This is a genomic window from Glaciimonas sp. GNP009, assembly GCF_054343755.1.
This window is the reverse complement of the sequence record NZ_JBTGUV010000004.1, coordinates 1,689,204-1,706,142: the sequence shown is the minus strand read 5'-3', so window position 1 is coordinate 1,706,142 and position 16,939 is coordinate 1,689,204. Positions and strand designations below refer to the sequence as shown.

Annotated in this window: 17 protein-coding genes; 8 read left to right on the top strand and 9 right to left on the bottom strand. The window is 49.4% G+C overall.

All coding sequences use genetic code 11. The features are described 5' to 3' along the window. Nucleotides 1-24 precede the first annotated feature (24 nt). The 5 genes from ampD (at nucleotide 25) to ACXX82_RS08465 (ending at nucleotide 7,477) form a co-directional block, all read left to right on the top strand. Nucleotides 25-591, top strand: coding sequence for a 1,6-anhydro-N-acetylmuramyl-L-alanine amidase AmpD (ampD, locus tag ACXX82_RS08485; RefSeq protein ID WP_322240262.1), 567 nt, complete (start codon nucleotides 25-27; stop codon nucleotides 589-591). A 500-nt stretch (nucleotides 592-1,091) separates the two neighbouring features. Further along, nucleotides 1,092-4,016 (top strand): ribonucleoside-diphosphate reductase subunit alpha, encoded by a 2,925-nt coding sequence (locus ACXX82_RS08480; protein ID WP_322233625.1) that lies wholly within the window; start codon nucleotides 1,092-1,094, stop codon nucleotides 4,014-4,016. 126 nt (nucleotides 4,017-4,142) lie between these two features. Then, nucleotides 4,143-5,249 carry a ribonucleotide-diphosphate reductase subunit beta gene (locus ACXX82_RS08475; RefSeq protein WP_416186786.1) on the top strand — a complete coding sequence of 369 codons (1,107 nt, stop codon included), beginning with the start codon at nucleotides 4,143-4,145 and terminating at the stop codon, nucleotides 5,247-5,249. Between the two features lie 594 nt (nucleotides 5,250-5,843). Next, the gene (locus ACXX82_RS08470) at nucleotides 5,844-6,665 is read left to right on the top strand and encodes a histone (protein ID WP_458562749.1); all 822 of its coding nucleotides are present in this window, start codon (nucleotides 5,844-5,846) and stop codon (nucleotides 6,663-6,665) included. A 272-nt stretch (nucleotides 6,666-6,937) separates the two neighbouring features. Then, nucleotides 6,938-7,477: a YggT family protein gene (locus tag ACXX82_RS08465; protein WP_322233621.1), complete on the top strand. Its 540-nt coding sequence runs from the start codon at nucleotides 6,938-6,940 to the stop codon at nucleotides 7,475-7,477. Nucleotides 7,478-7,839: 362 nt separating this feature from the next. Here ACXX82_RS08465 and bfr read toward each other — a convergent pair whose 3' ends face one another. Further along, nucleotides 7,840-8,310 (bottom strand): bacterioferritin, encoded by a 471-nt coding sequence (gene bfr / locus ACXX82_RS08460; RefSeq protein WP_322240257.1) that lies wholly within the window; start codon nucleotides 8,308-8,310, stop codon nucleotides 7,840-7,842. Between the two features lie 353 nt (nucleotides 8,311-8,663). After that, a complete protein-coding gene (locus tag ACXX82_RS08455; RefSeq protein ID WP_322233619.1) occupies nucleotides 8,664-9,572 on the bottom strand; it encodes a LysR family transcriptional regulator in 909 nt (302 codons plus the stop codon). A gap of 119 nt (nucleotides 9,573-9,691) precedes the next feature. Between ACXX82_RS08455 and ACXX82_RS08450 the strand changes: the two genes are divergently transcribed. From ACXX82_RS08450 to ACXX82_RS08440, 3 genes are all read left to right on the top strand, one after another. Continuing rightward, nucleotides 9,692-10,762, top strand: a complete 1,071-nt coding sequence (locus ACXX82_RS08450; protein ID WP_323507585.1) for an aldo/keto reductase — start codon at nucleotides 9,692-9,694, stop codon at nucleotides 10,760-10,762. Nucleotides 10,763-10,909: 147 nt separating this feature from the next. After that, nucleotides 10,910-11,263 carry a DoxX family protein gene (locus ACXX82_RS08445; RefSeq protein WP_323507588.1) on the top strand — a complete coding sequence of 118 codons (354 nt, stop codon included), beginning with the start codon at nucleotides 10,910-10,912 and terminating at the stop codon, nucleotides 11,261-11,263. 135 nt (nucleotides 11,264-11,398) lie between these two features. After that, nucleotides 11,399-12,004 (top strand): flavodoxin family protein, encoded by a 606-nt coding sequence (locus tag ACXX82_RS08440; RefSeq protein WP_322233613.1) that lies wholly within the window; start codon nucleotides 11,399-11,401, stop codon nucleotides 12,002-12,004. A 75-nt stretch (nucleotides 12,005-12,079) separates the two neighbouring features. Here the strand turns inward: ACXX82_RS08440 and ACXX82_RS08435 are convergent, their stop codons facing one another. From ACXX82_RS08435 to ACXX82_RS08405, 7 genes are all read right to left on the bottom strand, one after another. Further along, nucleotides 12,080-12,496, bottom strand: coding sequence for an ExbD/TolR family protein (locus tag ACXX82_RS08435; protein ID WP_322240253.1), 417 nt, complete (start codon nucleotides 12,494-12,496; stop codon nucleotides 12,080-12,082). Then, complete coding sequence (locus tag ACXX82_RS08430) at nucleotides 12,496-13,236, bottom strand: MotA/TolQ/ExbB proton channel family protein (RefSeq protein ID WP_322233611.1); 741 nt, start codon at nucleotides 13,234-13,236, stop codon at nucleotides 12,496-12,498. Before ACXX82_RS08430 ends, ACXX82_RS08435 begins: the two co-directional genes overlap by 1 nt. Before the next feature lie 134 nt (nucleotides 13,237-13,370). Then, on the bottom strand, nucleotides 13,371-14,057 hold the full coding sequence (locus ACXX82_RS08425) for an energy transducer TonB (RefSeq protein WP_416348586.1): 687 nt from the start codon (nucleotides 14,055-14,057) through the stop codon (nucleotides 13,371-13,373). Between the two features lie 28 nt (nucleotides 14,058-14,085). Continuing rightward, nucleotides 14,086-14,325: a (2Fe-2S)-binding protein gene (locus ACXX82_RS08420; protein WP_322233606.1), complete on the bottom strand. Its 240-nt coding sequence runs from the start codon at nucleotides 14,323-14,325 to the stop codon at nucleotides 14,086-14,088. Nucleotides 14,326-14,432: 107 nt separating this feature from the next. Continuing rightward, nucleotides 14,433-14,765 (bottom strand): hypothetical protein, encoded by a 333-nt coding sequence (locus ACXX82_RS08415; RefSeq protein WP_322233604.1) that lies wholly within the window; start codon nucleotides 14,763-14,765, stop codon nucleotides 14,433-14,435. A 138-nt stretch (nucleotides 14,766-14,903) separates the two neighbouring features. Further along, nucleotides 14,904-15,107: a hemin uptake protein HemP gene (hemP, locus tag ACXX82_RS08410; RefSeq protein ID WP_322233603.1), complete on the bottom strand. Its 204-nt coding sequence runs from the start codon at nucleotides 15,105-15,107 to the stop codon at nucleotides 14,904-14,906. Between the two features lie 456 nt (nucleotides 15,108-15,563). Further along, on the bottom strand, nucleotides 15,564-16,817 hold the full coding sequence (locus ACXX82_RS08405; protein WP_322233601.1) for a THUMP domain-containing class I SAM-dependent RNA methyltransferase: 1,254 nt from the start codon (nucleotides 16,815-16,817) through the stop codon (nucleotides 15,564-15,566). Nucleotides 16,818-16,939: the final 122 nt, after the last annotated feature.

Here is a 16,939-nt window from a genome sequence, read left to right as displayed (position 1 = left end):
AATATCAGTGGAGAAGGTATTGGCATGCCCGCCGTTCAGCATCTGCGTTCGCCCAATTGCGATGCACGGCCCTCGGATGGTGGGATTGAGTTGTTGGTCATTCATAATATTAGTTTGCCGCCAGGACAATTCGGTGGTCCTTTTATTGCAGACCTGTTTTGTAACCAGTTGGACTACGATGCTGATCCCTACTTTGCGCAATTGCGACCGTTAAGGGTATCGGCGCATTTCCTGATTCGCCGCGATGGTGATGTTGTGCAATTCGTATCGACTAATGAAAGGGCATGGCACGCCGGTGCATCTTCGTTTGGCGAGCGAGAGCGTTGTAATGATTTTTCGATCGGAATCGAGCTCGAGGGAACCGATTTTGAGCCTTTTTCCTCGCGGCAATACCTTGCTTTATGCGCAATCACCGATGCATTGATGTCTCGACACGACTTGCTGGCGGTACGTGGGCACAGCCATATTGCACCCGGCAGGAAAACTGATCCAGGTCCATTTTTTGACTGGCATCAATACCAGCAAGGCTTGGCAGGCTATCGACCGCAAGTGCTCACCAACCCCACATTGCGCTTCCCTGTTGGAAGCTAGGAAAGTCAACAGATTTTGGCTTTTGTTCTAAAAAAAGATTCTACAAATGCGCACGTATAAGCATTGCATCTACGCAGTTCAGGTACTACAATTAGTGCATACACCGATAAAAAAGACTATATATAGTGTTTTGTGGTGAAAGGTGTGATTTCTTCATTTTGCTGTTTCAGGTGTCTTATCTACATCACTAAGAGTGTTTTGGTACTCATGTTGGATGGGCCCGTTGCAGCGCCCCTCGTTTAAAATTGATGATGTTTGACCGTAGTGTCAAATAGAATTTTGCGTTTACGTACGGTTTTAACAGCCTGCAAAAGGCATGAGGAATCGTGTATTGGTAGACGCAATGCAATGAGTTGAAGTGATTTAATTGCAGTGCATAAGTTATTACGACGTAGGCGTGGTGGTATGTCAGTGGATCCTGAAAGTTTCAGTGATTCTCAATAATAGTTAACAACAACAGACGCGATGAGCGCGTTTGTCAACTCAGCTCGGGAGGCTCAGTGCAATCTACTCAAGAAATTTCTATCAAATCTTCCTCAGACTTCGGCGGCGCATCGTCCCAATCTGGCAAAGCTTCCGCTCCCGCGAATGCGCCGGTCAGTTTTGGTGATTACCGAATCATCCGCCGTAACGGCGCAGTGGTCGGATTTGAACCGTCCAAGATTTCAATCGCTGTGACCAAAGCTTTTCTAGCGGTCAACGGCGGTCAAGGTGCTGCTTCCGCACGTGTGCGCGAGTTAGTCGAGCAGTTGACCCTGAACGTTGTCAACGCATTGGTGCGTCGTCAACCAACCGGCGGCACTTTTCACATTGAAGATATTCAAGACCAGGTCGAATTGTCCCTGATGCGCTCGGGCGAGCATGACGTGGCACGCGCTTACGTGCTGTATCGCGCCAAGCGTATGGAAGAACGTGCGCAACTGATTACCACTAACGCTGCTGCGACATCGGCCGACATATATGTAACGGAAGATGGACAACGTCGCGTTCTGGACATGAATCAAGTGCGTGATTTGATTTCGGCGGCTTGTATCGGTTTGGAAAAGCATGTTGATGCCGAAGCGATTCTGTCTGAGGCAGTCAAAAACCTGTACGACGGTGTGCCGGTTGAAGAGTTGCACAAGTCAGCCATTTTGGCAGCGCGTGCTTTGATGGAAAAAGATCCTGCTTATAGTACGGTGACAGCACGTTTGCTGATGCATACGATTCGCAAGGAAGTCTTCGGAAAAGAAGTGACGCAAGCCGATGCGCCAGCGGAATACCTTGAATATTTTCCAAAGTATATTAAAAAGGGTATTGAGGCAGATCTATTGGATAGCAAGCTGGCCCAGTTCGATTTGAAAAAACTGGCCGATGCATTGCAACCAGAACGTGATCTGCAATTTGCTTATATCGGTCTGCAAACTTTATATGACCGCTATTTCCTACATATTCAGGATGTGCGTATCGAAATGCCGCAAGCGTTTTATATGCGCGTCGCGATGGGCTTGTCGCTAAACGAAGTTAACCGCGAAGAGCGGGCGATTGAGTTCTACAATTTGCTGTCTAGTTTCGATTTCATGAGCTCCACGCCAACCCTGTTTAATTCAGGGACATTGCGTTCACAACTGTCATCGTGCTATCTCACCACAGTGTCGGATGACCTTGAAGGTATTTACGACGCTATTAAAGAGAACGCTTTGCTGGCGAAATACGCTGGCGGGCTAGGTAACGACTGGACGCCTGTGCGTTCGCTTGGTGCGCACATTAAGGGCACCAACGGCAAATCACAAGGCGTGGTGCCGTTCCTGAAAGTGGTTAACGACACAGCTGTTGCAGTCAATCAAGGCGGCAAGCGCAAGGGCGCAGTGTGCGCTTATCTGGAAACCTGGCACATGGACATCGAGGAATTCCTCGACCTGCGTAAAAATACTGGCGATGATCGTCGCCGTACGCATGATATGAATACCGCCAACTGGATTCCTGACCTGTTTATGAAGCGCGTGATGGAAAAGGGCGAGTGGACTTTGTTCTCGCCTAGCGATGCGCCGGATTTGCATGACAAAGTCGGTAAAGCGTTTGAGACGGCCTACATCGGGTACGAAGCCAAAGCCGCACGCGGTGAACTGCGCACGACTAAGAAGCTGCATGCGCTGGATCTGTGGCGCAAGATGTTGTCAATGCTGTTTGAAACCGGTCACCCATGGATTACTTTTAAAGATCCTTGCAATATCCGTTCGCCACAGCAACACGTCGGTATGGTGCACAGCTCTAATTTGTGTACAGAAATCACGTTGAACACGAACGAGTCAGAAATCGCGGTATGTAATTTGGGCTCGGTCAATCTGCCAGCGCACATGAAAGACGGCAAGCTGGATCCGGTCAAGCTGCAGAAAACCATTACTACGGCGATGCGGATGTTGGATAACGTCATTGATATTAACTATTACGCAGTTAAAAAGGCACGTGATTCCAATTTGCGTCATCGGCCGGTCGGTCTGGGCATTATGGGTTTCCAGGATTGCCTGCACATGATGCGGATTCCTTATGCGTCCCAGGAAGCGGTTGAGTTTGCCGATCGTTCGATGGAAGTGGTGTGTTACAACGCGTATTACGCATCGACTGAGTTAGCAGAAGAGCGTGGTCGTTACAGTTCATTCCGCGGTTCTTTGTGGGATCGTGGCATTTTGCCGCAAGATTCCCTGAAGCTGTTGGCAGAAGAGCGTGGCGGTTATCTTGAGACGGACATGTCGGAATCACTCGACTGGACTTCTTTGCGCGCTCGCATCAAAGAGTTTGGTATGCGCAACTCGAACTGCGTAGCGATCGCGCCGACCGCCACCATCTCAAACATTATTGGTGTATCGGCTTGTATTGAGCCGACCTATCAAAATCTGTATGTGAAATCGAACCTGTCCGGCGAATTTACGGAAATCAATTCTTATTTAGTGCGTGATCTGAAAGCGCGTGGTCTGTGGGATGAAGTCATGATCTCGGACCTCAAGTATTTTGATGGCAGTCTGGCCAAAATTGATCGCATACCGCAAGATTTGCGCGCTATTTATGCGACCGCTTTCGAAGTCGAGCCGTCATGGTTGGTCGAAGCTGCCTCGCGTCGTCAAAAATGGATCGATCAAGCCCAGTCATTAAATATCTACATGGCCGGCGCATCGGGTAAAAAACTCGATGAGACTTACAAATTGGCATGGTTGCGTGGACTAAAAACCACTTACTATCTGCGCACAATCGGCGCTACGCACACTGAAAAATCAACGACCAAAACTGGTGCGTTGAATGCGGTGTCGGTGGACGGCGCTGTTAGCGGCGGTGCAATGGCAAATTATGCGGCAAAGCCAGTGGTGTCGGATGAGTTGGAATTGGATGGGCCGGCGTGCACCATGCGTCCAGGTGATGCAGGTTTCGAAGAGTGCGAAGCTTGCCAGTAAATGCAGTACAACGGCACGTTCCGGCCAGTCCGGAATGTGCCGATAACATTGTTTAAGACACGAACTGTTGCGCTGGCTGAACTAAAGTCGCGCATACCAATCAAAAGATAAAGTGAAGGAAGAAATATGCTCTCTTGGGATGAACAATCAAGTTCAACACCCGACTCGCGTGTAATGCCACCTGTGATGCCGACAGAGGCTGCCGTGGATACGACACATCGCGTCAATGCTGCTGATAAGCGCATTATCAATGGTCATACAGACGTCAATCAATTGGTGCCTTTTAAATATAAATGGGCATGGGACAAGTATCTGGCCGGTTGTGCTAATCACTGGATGCCGCAAGAAATCAATATGCAGCGCGATATCGAACTGTGGAAAAGTCCAAATGGGTTGACTGATGACGAGCGTCGTCTGGTAAAACGCAATCTGGGTTTCTTCGTCACTGCTGATTCACTGGCTGCCAACAACATCGTACTTGGCACTTATCGCCACATCACTGCACCAGAATGTCGTCAGTATTTGTTGCGTCAGGCGTTTGAAGAGGCTATTCACACCCACGCATATCAATATATTGTCGAGTCGCTGGGTTTGGACGAAGCTGAAATTTTTAACGCGTATCATGAAGTCAAATCGATTCGTGACAAAGATGAGTTTCTGATTCCGTTCATCAACACGTTGACCGATCCTGAATTCAAGACCGGCACAACGGAGAACGACCAGAAATTATTGCGTTCGCTGATCGTGTTTGCCTGCATCATGGAAGGCCTTTTCTTCTATGTCGGCTTTACTCAGATCCTGGCGCTTGGTCGTCAAAATAAGATGATGGGTGCGGCAGAACAGTACCAATATATTTTGCGCGATGAATCAATGCACTGTAACTTCGGCATCGATTTAATCAACACAATCAAGATGGAAAATCCGCATTTGTGGACCTCCGAATTTCGTGATGAAATTAAATCGTTGTTTTTAAGCGCAGTAGAGTTGGAATATCGTTACGCAGAGGATACAATGCCGCGTGGAGTGCTCGGTTTGAATGCGCCAATGTTTAAAGGTTATTTGCGGTTTATCGCAAATCGCCGCGCGCAGCAAATCGGACTGGACCCAATGTTCCCTCAGGAAGAAAATCCCTTCCCCTGGATGAGCGAGATGATCGATCTGAAAAAAGAGCGCAACTTTTTTGAGACACGTGTCATTGAGTATCAAACCGGCGGTGCACTGAACTGGGAATAACGGTACCAGAATCTCCGACAAGAATATGAGGTGGACGGAAAGATGCAGCGAGTAGTTTAAAAAAACGCTGCATAACCAAAGGTAGCAATTCAATTTAATGAACAGTCAAAGACCGCAAAGATCTTATCTGTCGTCGCCGCTCATCCCGACTAAATCGGGCATGGCGGCTTTTTCTTTGGAAAATCCGAACACCTTTTGTAACTGAATAAACTTCTTTTGGAACCGCAGCAAGTTAATGAAGATAATCTGCACCGGGCAACGTGGTATTGCGAGGCGGAGTAGGTTCCGGAAGAGGTTTAATTAAAGAATTCCGACGTTGGCGTAATAGCTGGCGTTTTTTTGGCTAGGTTCGCAGCCGCAAGGCGTTGCGAATAACGTGACTCTTCCAGGTCGGCGATCGTGGAAGATATCCCTGGCCAATAATGGCTGAAGTGCTGCATCAATGAGGGGATGGAGCAGTTCAGCTGGTGCCGAATTCATTAGCGCAAGCAGAGAGTTGATTGCGCCGATGAATAATCCGCCGGACCATCGCGATGGGCCGTCGGGTTTCCAACTTGGAGCTTGATTTTTTCCATCACGTGAAGGAGAAACAAAATGGCAACAGCAACAAAGAAATCCGCAGCGAAAAAAACCGCTGTGAAGAAAGCCGCTCCGGCAAAAAAGCCAGTAGCAGCTAAAAAACCAGTGGCTAAAGCAGCAGCGAAACCTGTAGCAAAAGCAGCGGCCAAAAAGCCAGTAGCAAAAGCAGCAGCGAAACCTGTAGCAAAAGCAGCGGCCAAAAAGCCAGCAGCGAAACCTGTAGCAAAAGCAGTGGCCAAAAAGCCAGTAGCAAAAGCAGCAGCGAAACCTGTAGCAAAAGCAGCGGCCAAAAAGCCAGTAGCAAAAGCAGCAGCGAAACCTGCTGCAAAAGCAGCGGCCAAAAAGCCAGTGGCAAAAGCAGCAGCGAAACCTGCAGCAAAAAAGCCAGTAGCAAAAGCAGCAGCCAAACCTGCGGCAAAAAAGCCGGTAGCTAAAGCAGCAGCAAAACCTGCTGCCAAAAAGCCGGTAGCTAAAGCAGCAGCAAAACCTGCTGCCAAAAAGCCAGTAGCTAAAGCAGCAGCGAAACCTGCAGCAAAAAAGCCGGTAGCTAAAGCAGCAGCAAAACCTGCTGCCAAAAAGCCGGTAGCTAAAGCAGCAGCGAAACCTGTCGCTAAAGCGGTAGCAAAGCCAGCAGCTAAAGCAGCGGCGAAACCTGCAGCTAAAGCAGCAGCGAAACCTGCAGCTAAAGCAGCAGCGAAACCTGCAGCTAAAGCAGCAGCAAAAAAGCCAGCGGCAAAAAAAGTAGCGGCAAAACCGGCAGCAGCAGCTGATTCAGCAGTAAAAACTATACTGAATCCGGCAGCAGCATGGCCTTTCCCTACTGGTACGCGTCCGTAATTGTTCGCGTGTCGGAAGAGAGCCTAGTTAGTTTCAGGCGTACTACCCGCTGTATGGCCTTGTGCTATCAGCGGGTTTTTTGTTTTTTCATCGGATTGTGCTGCTACCACTCTGAAGAAAAAAGTAAGAAGTAGGTAGTCCGTATGGCAATAGCATTTTCAAATACGTCATCTTAGGTCATGATGCTTCTCTAGCGTGATTGTGTGCCATCGTTTAAAGTGGCTATAGTGTATTGAAATGTCACGCTTCATCCGAAAAGAGAGAAAAACATCGTGCTGCAGAATATTTTTTCATTGATCATCGAGACTGCCGGGAGTGTTTTAGGTGGCGTGCTGTTATTACGTTTCTGGATTCAGGCCGTCCGCGTGCGTCCACCCCAACAGGTGGCCCATTTCATATTTACCATTTCAGACTGGATGGTGCGCCCACTGCGCAAAGTGCTGCCTGGTTTCAGTGGTTATGACTGGGCGAGTCTGATTGGTGCGCTAGTGGTCGCACTTGTTTGTGTAGCATTGCAACTTGCAGTTGCTTCAGTTTTGAGTGCTCCGGTGGTATTGGTTTTGGCGGCGTTGCTGTTTCTGCAATGGGTTTTTTATGGCCTGATAGGGTTGTTAATTATCGAAGCCATTTTTAGCTGGGTAAATCCGCAGGCACCATTGGCGCCCTTCGTGCGGGCACTGAATGCCCCGCTGCTGGATCCTGTGCGTCGGATTATCCCTTTATTAGGGAATGTCGACTTATCGCCTCTGGTGGCGCTTATTCTATTGCGGATAGTCCACCAACTGTTGATCGCGTTGATTCAATCTCTTTAATTAATTCGTAGTAAGGCAAGGAGTGGACAAAGAAGGAGAGTTCGCGCAGGCGAAAAATGCCGCTGTTGTGCTGCCTGGATTGCTCTTGATTGGTCTATGTTCGGGGTGGAAACGATATTTTTTGGTGCTCGGTGATGCCTGGCATTATTATCGATTCTGGAGGAGTGCGCTGGCGCTAAACCATATCGCAAGCTCACTACTTTGCGTCTATGCCACGTGACCCGACATTTTGCTGTATCGCTTGAGCAGAGATGCGCATAACATTGTGTAGCGCCAACGGTGCGTATTTGCCGATAGCAAATATTTCCGTTGGCTCAATGCTAATTGAACGCTAACTGCGTGTTAATGAAATATTAATTAACTCAGCTTCCGATCTGGGTTTGCAGATAATTCTGGATACCGACTTTGTCGATAAGGTCGATTTGGGTTTCGAGCCAGTCGATGTGTTCTTCGGTGTCATCCAGAATGTCTTTAAACAATTCGCGTGAGATGTAATCACCCGCAGCCTCAGACGCAGCAATGCCTTCTTTGACGGTGTGTTGCGCAGCTTTCTCTAACTTCAAATCGCATGCCAGCATCTCGGGCGTATTCTCGCCGATCATCAGTTTGTGTAATGCTTGCAGATTAGGCAGTCCATCCAGCATCAGGATACGATCGATCAGGCGATCAGCATGCTTCATTTCGCCGATCGACTCTTCGTATTCTTTCTTGCCCAGTTTTTCCAGGCCCCAGTGTTTGTACATCCGGGCATGCAGAAAATACTGATTAACTGCGCTGAGTTCGTTGGTCAACTGTGCGTTGAGCAGTTTAATGATGTTTTTGTCGCCTTGCATAATTGCCTCTCTAAAAATAATATCGGCGAACGAAGGTGATATGACGTGGGGAAATATAACCAGCACCGCCCGAAAAGAGCAATGATAGCTTAGCCACTCAGCTTTTTCACCATACATTAGCAGGAATCATTCGCACTCTTGTTCAAGCCTTTTAATCCAGGATTAAAATTGTCTTAAGCTTGGCAAGGGTAAACTCGGCGGCAGTTGTTTTAAAGAGAGTTGCGGAATAAATCGACGTAGGTGCGTGCTTGAATCAAAGTACTGAATAGCACGCAGATGCATAAAGCCTCTAAAGCAACACTCCCAGACTTTCGCTTTGTGCGGGAATGAGTTATCCGCTTTGCCTATGCGCGCTAACGATCTAGATAAGGCGCCAAAATTTGCTCAAGCCACTCGATGAAGATGCGCACCCGACGCGACAGGTTCTGTCGGTGCGCTACCACGATTGACACCGACAATGGTTCCGGACGCAAATCTGGGAGGACTTCGATTAGCTCGCCACTAAGGAGGAAGGCCGAGAGGCTTGAGAGCCCGGCCTGTATGAGCCCAAGCCCAGCCAATCCCGCGCCATGATACGTCTGCACGTTGTTGACACTGAGCGAACCGGGAAGCGCAAGCATTGCATAGCTGTCGCCGTCTGGATATTCCCAGCCGAGTGGCCGACTCCCCAATGTTGGCGTGTAGTGAACCATGCGATGGTCCTGAGCCAGCAGATCTTCCAGCGTGCGAGGTATGCCATGCCGCTTGAGGTAGGCCGGACTTGCCGCATTGACCATCCGCAAGGCTCCAAGCCTCCGCGCAACGAGCGTCTCGTCAACGATTTCGCCGACGCGGAGCACGCAATCCATTCCTTCCTGAATCAGATCAACGCGCCGGTCAGTGCTTGATATTTCTAGCTCGACTTCCGGGTAGGCGTCCATGAACGTTGGCAACGCAGGCAAGATGGTGGAGCGAGCGAATTCGGTCGGCATGTCGACCCGTAGACGACCGCGTAGAGGCGCCTCGCCTCCAGCAAACATCGAGTTCAGATCCTCGGCATCTGTAAGCAGGGCGCGCGCGCGTAGATAGAAGCTTCTTCCGTCCTCCGTCAACTGTACCGTTCGGGTTGAGCGGTGGAGCAAGCGAACACCCATCTGTGCTTCCATTTTGCGAACAACATTCGACGCTCTGCCCTTTTGAATGCCGAGGCTCTCCGCTGCGTGAGTGAAACTGCCCATTTCTGCTATGCGAACAAAGATCGCCAGTGCGTCGAGATTTTGCATTGTTCTTTATCTGGGTAACAATGAGTTTTGATTGGAGTACTTTATAGCAAACGTCGCGCGGCGCATAGTTAACGCTTGTGGAGCCAGAAGGGCTGGTCCCACGCACTTTGGAGGCCACAATGCGCTACAACCAACTGGGTAACACAGGACTTTTCGTATCAGAACTTTGCCTCGGCACGATGACCTTCGGCCCTTCAGGGCAGGAAGGCCTTTATCACGATATTGCGGGAATGGATCAGGCAACAGCCGATAGTATCGTGAAATGCTGCCTTGCTGCAGGTGTGAATTTCTTTGACACCGCCGATGTTTACACCCACGGCCATTCTGAACGCATGCTGGGTCAGGCGCTAAAAAACCTGGGCGTACCGCGTAAGGATGTCGTCATTGCGACCAAAGTATTTAATCCATCCGGCAGCGGACCGAATGACCGGGGCTCCTCTCGTGGACACATCATGGATTCGGTTGAGGCGAGTTTAGAGCGCCTCCAGACCAATTATCTCGACCTTTACCAAGTTCATGCCAACGATCCGGTGACGCCCATAGAGGAAACTCTTCGCGCGTTCGATGACCTTATCTCGCGCGGACTTGTGCGCTATATCGGCGTTTCAAACTGGTCGGCATGGCGCATTGCCAAGGCTCAAGGCATTGCTGAACGCTGCGGTTTTTCTCGCTTTCAAACAGTCCAAGCTTATTACTCCATCGCGGGCCGCGACCTTGAGCGGGAAATAGCGCCGATGTTGACGGAAGAAAAGATGGGTTTGATGGTTTGGTCACCGCTTGCAGGTGGGTTGCTGTCCGGAAAGTTTGGTCCGGGCTCGGCAAGCGAAGGGCGGCGTGCGACCTTCGATTTTCCACCTGTTGACAAAGATAAAGCCTGGTCCTGCGTGGCGGCGATGCGCCCCATCGCAGAGAAACACGGCACCAGCGTGGCGAGCGTCGCGCTTGCTTACGTCTTGGCGAAACCCTTCGTTACGTCCGTCATTACTGGCGCAAAAAGCCTTGATCAAATTGAACAGAACTTAGCCGCCCGAGGGCTCAAGCTTGACGCTGATGATCTTGCTACGCTTGACGCTGTTAGCAGGCTCGCGCCGGAATATCCAGGCTGGATGCACGAGCGGACCGCTCCCACGCGAATGCCCTCAGGTACGCAAATCAAGCCGAACAGTCCTCCGTCCAGTAGCAAATCATAAAGCCATCAATTAAAAGGAGGCAACCATGCCGCAAATAACTGAGCAACAAATGGCGTTTCAGGTCAGCAACGCAACTTTCGGCCTGGAGGGCGCTAGCAAACGAAATATGCGTGCGCTTGCCTCTGAATGGAGGGTTAAATTTTGAGAATGATCTCCTGGCGCGCACTTTTGACATGGAGCCTTGTGGCATTTTTCGTGTTTGCTGGCCTACTAAATATCTTCGCGCCGCTATCGCTACGCGAGGACTACCTCAATTGGGGATACCCCGGTTGGTTTCACTACGCAACTGGCTCACTCGAACTTTTGAGCGCAGTTCTCCAGGGGCGACGTGCGACCAGCAAGCTCGGGGTATTACTTGGGGCGTTAGTCATGGGAGCCGCCGTCATTACTTTGCTGATTTATCACGACTGGCTACATGCAACCTTCCCGTTACTAATTTTCGTCGCCTTGGCCGGAAAGCTTATGCCTGAGGCACAAAGATCTCAGCGGCTCTCAATTTGATAAATAAACGGCGCAAATGGGGCAACTTCAGGAAGGAGCGAAAAGCGCCCCGATGACAGCTATCTCAACAAGTCCGATTTTTTAATCGCCTCTTAAATGGGGCAAACAGTACTACTTAACGTTAAGGGTTTTATCATGAGCATTTCTTCTTCGGAATTAAAAGGCGTCGTTGTTTTCCATTCAGGCTATGGCCATACAAAACGGGTGGCTGACGCCATAGCGGAGGGCGCGAACGCTAGCTTGTTGCAAATCGATGCTGAAGGAAATTTGTCTGACCAGGCGTGGGCAGACATCAATGAGGCGCACTACATCATTCTCGGATCACCCACATATATGGGCGGCCCCAGTTGGCAATTCAAGAAGTTTGCGGATGCGTCGTCCAAACCATGGTTCGCCGACCTATGGCAGGACAAGGTCTTTGGTGGGTTTACCAATAGCGCCAGTATCAACGGAGACAAGCTGGCGACTCTTCAGTATTTCACTCTCCTCGCTGCACAGCATCGCGGGATTTGGGTGGGCATGGGAATGAAATCATCCAATACGAAGGCTTCTCAACGAGATGACATAAATCGCATGGGTTCCTTCCTTGGCCCAATGGCTCAGACGCCAGCCGATGCATCTCCTGAAGAAATGTCTTCGGGAGACCTGGAAACCGCGCGTCTATACGGCTTGCGCGTTGCTGAGATAGCAGCCAAATTGTTCTCGATTGATCCACAAGGTGGCTCGCTCAATAGCCTGTGAGATAGTGAGGCAGGGCTTTTTCGCTGAATTTGAAGTTAGTGCGGCCAAAGCCTGACCCAATGCGGTCAGGCTGGCTTATTTAGATTCAGGATCGGTGACAAAGCCAATTTTCCCTAATCCGCCAGATTGCGCCGCCGCCATTACCTGCGCTATTTTTTCGTATTCAGTGGTGCGTTCAGCGCGCAAATGTAATTCAGGCTGCGGTTCTTTTTTTGCCGCCGCCGCAATCTTTAGTTGGAGTGCGTTGCGATCAACTATTTCATCGTTCCAGTAAACTTTGCCGGCAGCATCAATTGACAGGCTAATGCTTTCTGGCTTCACCTGATCTGGCTGGTTAGTGGCACGTGGCAAATCGATTTTGACAGCGTGATTCATCACCGGAATCGTCATGATAAAAATGATCAGCAGGACCAACATTACGTCGACTAATGGTGTGGTGTTGATCTCTGGATTAAAGTCGTCGTCCGAGTCGGACAGGGAGCCCATTGACATCATGCACCTTTCACAGCGACTAACTTGGAAGTCGTTTCAGGGCTTGTTCCGTTGCCAATTTTGTTGGCATCAGCACGTGACCCTGTGACGAATAATGCATGTAAGTCAAAGCCAAATTTATTGAGTTTGGCGATGATGGTTTTGTTGCCGCGCACCAATGCGTTATAGCCAAAGGTAGCTGGAATAGCGACCGCGAGACCTAACGCGGTCATGATGAGCGACTCACCCACCGGCCCGGCGACTTTGTCGATGCTTGCCTGACCGGAAGTGCCAATCGCCACCAACGCGTGATAAATCCCCCACACGGTACCGAACAATCCAACGAACGGTGCCGTCGAACCGACTGAAGCCAACACCGCCATGCCTGTTTGCAATTTGCTGGAGGCCTCATCAATTGCCTGGCGCAAAGACAAGGTTACCCAGTCACTGGTGGAAAGTTGATCGTGTAAATGACCGCTATGAGCGGTGTGATGGCGCATGGAAACGACGCCAGCTTGGGCAACGTCGGCAAACGGATTTTCGGTGCCTAAAGTGGCAATACCTTCAGGTAGATTGGTCGTATCCCAGAACTGATGTCCTGCTGCGTGCGCTGCGCGCTGCAAGCGGATAAGTTGGATTGCCTTGGTTAGGATAACGTACCACGAAGAGATGGACATGATGACCAGCAATAACGCGACACTTTTAATCACGATATCGCCCTGTGACCAGAGCGCTTCTAAACCGTATGGACTTACTTCCATGATTGTTCCTTTATTTCTGACAATGCGATCGTTGATTTGGTTGGTGCGGCGCTTCGGTGCATAGATTGCGCGCCACACTAACGGTATGGAATACGTTTGCTAAATGGTGCTAATAGGGTGTTTGAATGCTTTATTTAATTTGAAAGCTGAAAATTGATAGGTACTATTGCATACACTGGCAGGGCTTTGCCATCCTCCATGTAGGGCTTGAAAAGCGCCCGCAAAAGCGCCTGTTTGGCTGCTTCGTCCAGACGTGCCGAACCGGAACTTTTTTGTATCTCTACGCGTTCTGCGCGCCCCTTTTCATTGATCAGCACGCGCATGACGACTTTTCCTTCTTCGCCCATACGTTTGGCAGCAGCAGGATATTCAGGACTAGGAGGTCGAATATACTCCACTCCAGAGCTGATCGTCCGGGGAACAGCAGGTGCGGCCGGTGCCGCAACCGGTGCCGGCGCAGGTGGCGAGTATTCTTCTTTTTGTGGCGGCTGCGGCGGTGCCACAGGAACAGAAATAGCTTGCTCGGAAGGCGTATTATTTACGATTACCGGTGTAGGGTGGGGCGGCGTGACATGTTTCCTCACGACTTGAACCGTCTTCGGTACCGCGGGTTGGGGTTTTGGCGGCGTTGGTTCAGGTGCGCGCTCGGGGGTGATGAAGGTGGCGAACACTTCTTTCGGTATTGCTTGTGCCACTTGATGAATCAGGCCACTTTTCAGGGCGATGAAAAAACCAACATGTAACAAGATAATCGCGCCGAGCGGCCCGATACGTTTGACTTGATTCCACACAAAAGTGGAGACCTGCGGTGAAGACGACATTGTTGCGCTCATTTACACTAACGACTCTTTATGCAACGATTGCACCGTTTGGCATCGGTTGGAATACCAATGCGTGAATATGACGGTGTGCTGTGGGAACATTATTATCCAAACATTCACGCAACACATTCTTGGCGCAAGAATGGCATTTTCCACAGCTGGTTGCGACCCCTAGATTCTGCCGCAATTCCCGCATAGAAGACATGCCAGAATTAACCGCCTGGCGTATTTTCCATTCAGAGACATTATTGCAAACACAAACGATCATTTTTTACCTTTACTATCTATTAGCAATTTATTAGCAATTGATATTAACGAATGATTTAAGAAATAAGCGTAAAAACAGGTGTGGTTTTTACGCGATAAGTGACTGTTTTAATGACTGCGATTGCCCGTCACAAGACGCGCAAATAAATTATATTTTTCCTGCCGCGGCATACTACGTTCTACTAATGTAGCCCACTGTTCCGATAGTTGCTGACAAGTAGTACGCAATACCGGTGCCAGATTTGGTAACACCGCCAAAGCCTTTAAATGTCGCTCGATGACCGATGCCAATTTTGTGCAGCCGCGTGTCTCTGGCTGATTCGTCTGATGATGCGCCGTATAATGGGACATCAGATGTAATACCGCTGATACCAATAGTTCCGGTTGTGCCGGCGCTTCATTAGGTGCCGCAAACGTGATATCCAACTCTTCGTTAACCATCAAGTGCTCCTTGTCAGTAAATCGCTGGCTGTTCGGCTGGCTGGTATCGGGAACTTCATCTTTTATCGCTACATTATTCAATGAAATTAACGCAGTTCTATTCGGCATCTTCAGAAGAGAGGAATCTTCAACAACACTTCAAGCGGTCAAAATTAATTTATTCAATTGCGTCAGTCGTAACTTGTAAATTCTGCCGCCGTGATCAATTTCCAGCTCACGCATTTGCTGAAAAAGGTCCCGACTAGTAATCCGTGTGATGGTCGGTTTGACTGCTTTACTGACAACTGAAACGGATTGCTCACGGTCCTGATGTTCATTTGCGCGCTGTAACGAGTGACCCATAATAGTCCTTTATGTAAATGCGAACAATTCTTATTTAGATTATTCTCTATTTAAACAGGGATTGCAAGTGCTTTTACTATCTTTGCGATAGCTATTTTATAAAAGGCTTCTACTATGCGGTCAAAATGATATCGTATCATCAACTTCTATCGACAGTTGTCCTGCCACAAACCAATAAAATTTTCGAGTACAGTATTTATACCACGAAATAAGAATCATTATTATCTGAAGTCGTATTTATACCTCGTATTTACAAAGTTAAGCGCTCTGCGGGATTTTTTGACTTTAGCGTTTTACAGATTCCCTAAGTCCTGATGCGGTCGTTGTATTTAGACCAGATTAGGGGATGGGGTCCATCGTGGATTGAATAAAAAAAAAGCCATCAAATCGCATTTGACGGCCCTTCAAGTTTTCTAACTTGTTCGCTATAAAGATAGCGTCATGCGTATGACAACCTTACTCTTTTGGCTTAGCTGCCTCACGGCGATTGAAGCCGGCCACCATGTCAAAGCGGAACAAGCGGCATTCCAATGCGCCGTTGAAAAATGGTGTTTTGCGCGCTTCTTTCAGACGTAGCAATTTTGGCAAAGTCAGGTCAGCAGTGAACAAGAATACTGTCCAGCCAGCGAAACGTTGCTTCAGCGTATTGCCAAAGGCACTAAAGAACGCATTGAATAGATCTTCGGTTGCCAGTGTGCTGTCGCCGCGCACGCCAATCCGCTCACCGTACGGAGGATTGGTCAAAATAATGCCCCCGCTGCCGCTGAGTTCATTTGGCGGCCTGACTTCCTGTGCCTCAATTTGTTTCAGCGGAACTTCAAAAAGGATACCAGCGTTACGTAAATTTTCTGCCGTCATGTCGATCATCTCGCCAGAAATATCACTGCCGAAAATGGTCGGTATCAGTGGCATTGGATTTGGCTTAATGGCGCCTTTAATGGCTTGCCATTGGCCAATCTCGAAGCCATGAAATTTTTCAAAAGCAAACGCGCGTCGGGCACCAGCAGGAATGCCAGCTAACATTTGTGCAGCCTCGATCAAAATGGTGCCAGAGCCGCACATCGGGTCGAACAAGACCGTGCCGGGCTTCCAGCCAGCAGTGCGTAGCAATCCGGCAGCAAGATTTTCACGTAACGGCGCATCGCCCGTTTCAGCGCGCCAGCCGCGTTTGAAAAGTGCTTCGCCCGAAGTATCCAGATAAAGCGTGAAATTATGCGCATCCAGAAATCCGACGATCCGCATGTCGGGTGCATGGGTATCAACTGAAGGGCGCTCGTCGCAGATGTCGCGGAACCGGTCACAAATCGCATCCTTGATTTTGAGCGTTGTGAACTCCAGGCTGCGCAAGGGCGATTTAATGGCGGTGATATCGACGCGAATAGTATGGTCAACCCGAAACCAGTTCTCCCATTCTTGTTCGAGCGCCTTATCGTAAATATCATTTTCAGTCTTGTAGGCGCAGTGTGCTAGGCGCATCAATACGCGACTGGCGATCCGTGAGTGCAGATTGACAAGCCATGCGTCACTCAATAAGCCAGAGCAATGTACGCCTCCCGGCACCTGATTATGGACTCTGAGCGTTACCGCGGGAGCGGCTAGTTGTGCGATTTCATTGATTTCTTCAGCAAGTGCGGTCTCTAATCCGCGTGGACAAGGGCAAAAATACGAGTGTTTCGAACTTGCTGATTGTGCTGTGAGTGCTTGTGCCATAGGGGGTTCTCTTAATCCGTTAACTGCATCGACTGGGATGCAGCGGTGAAATGATTACTCACGAAAAAGTGAATAACGGTGGTCTTACTTGCGAACTGCCTGCAGACTATTCGGATAGTGAT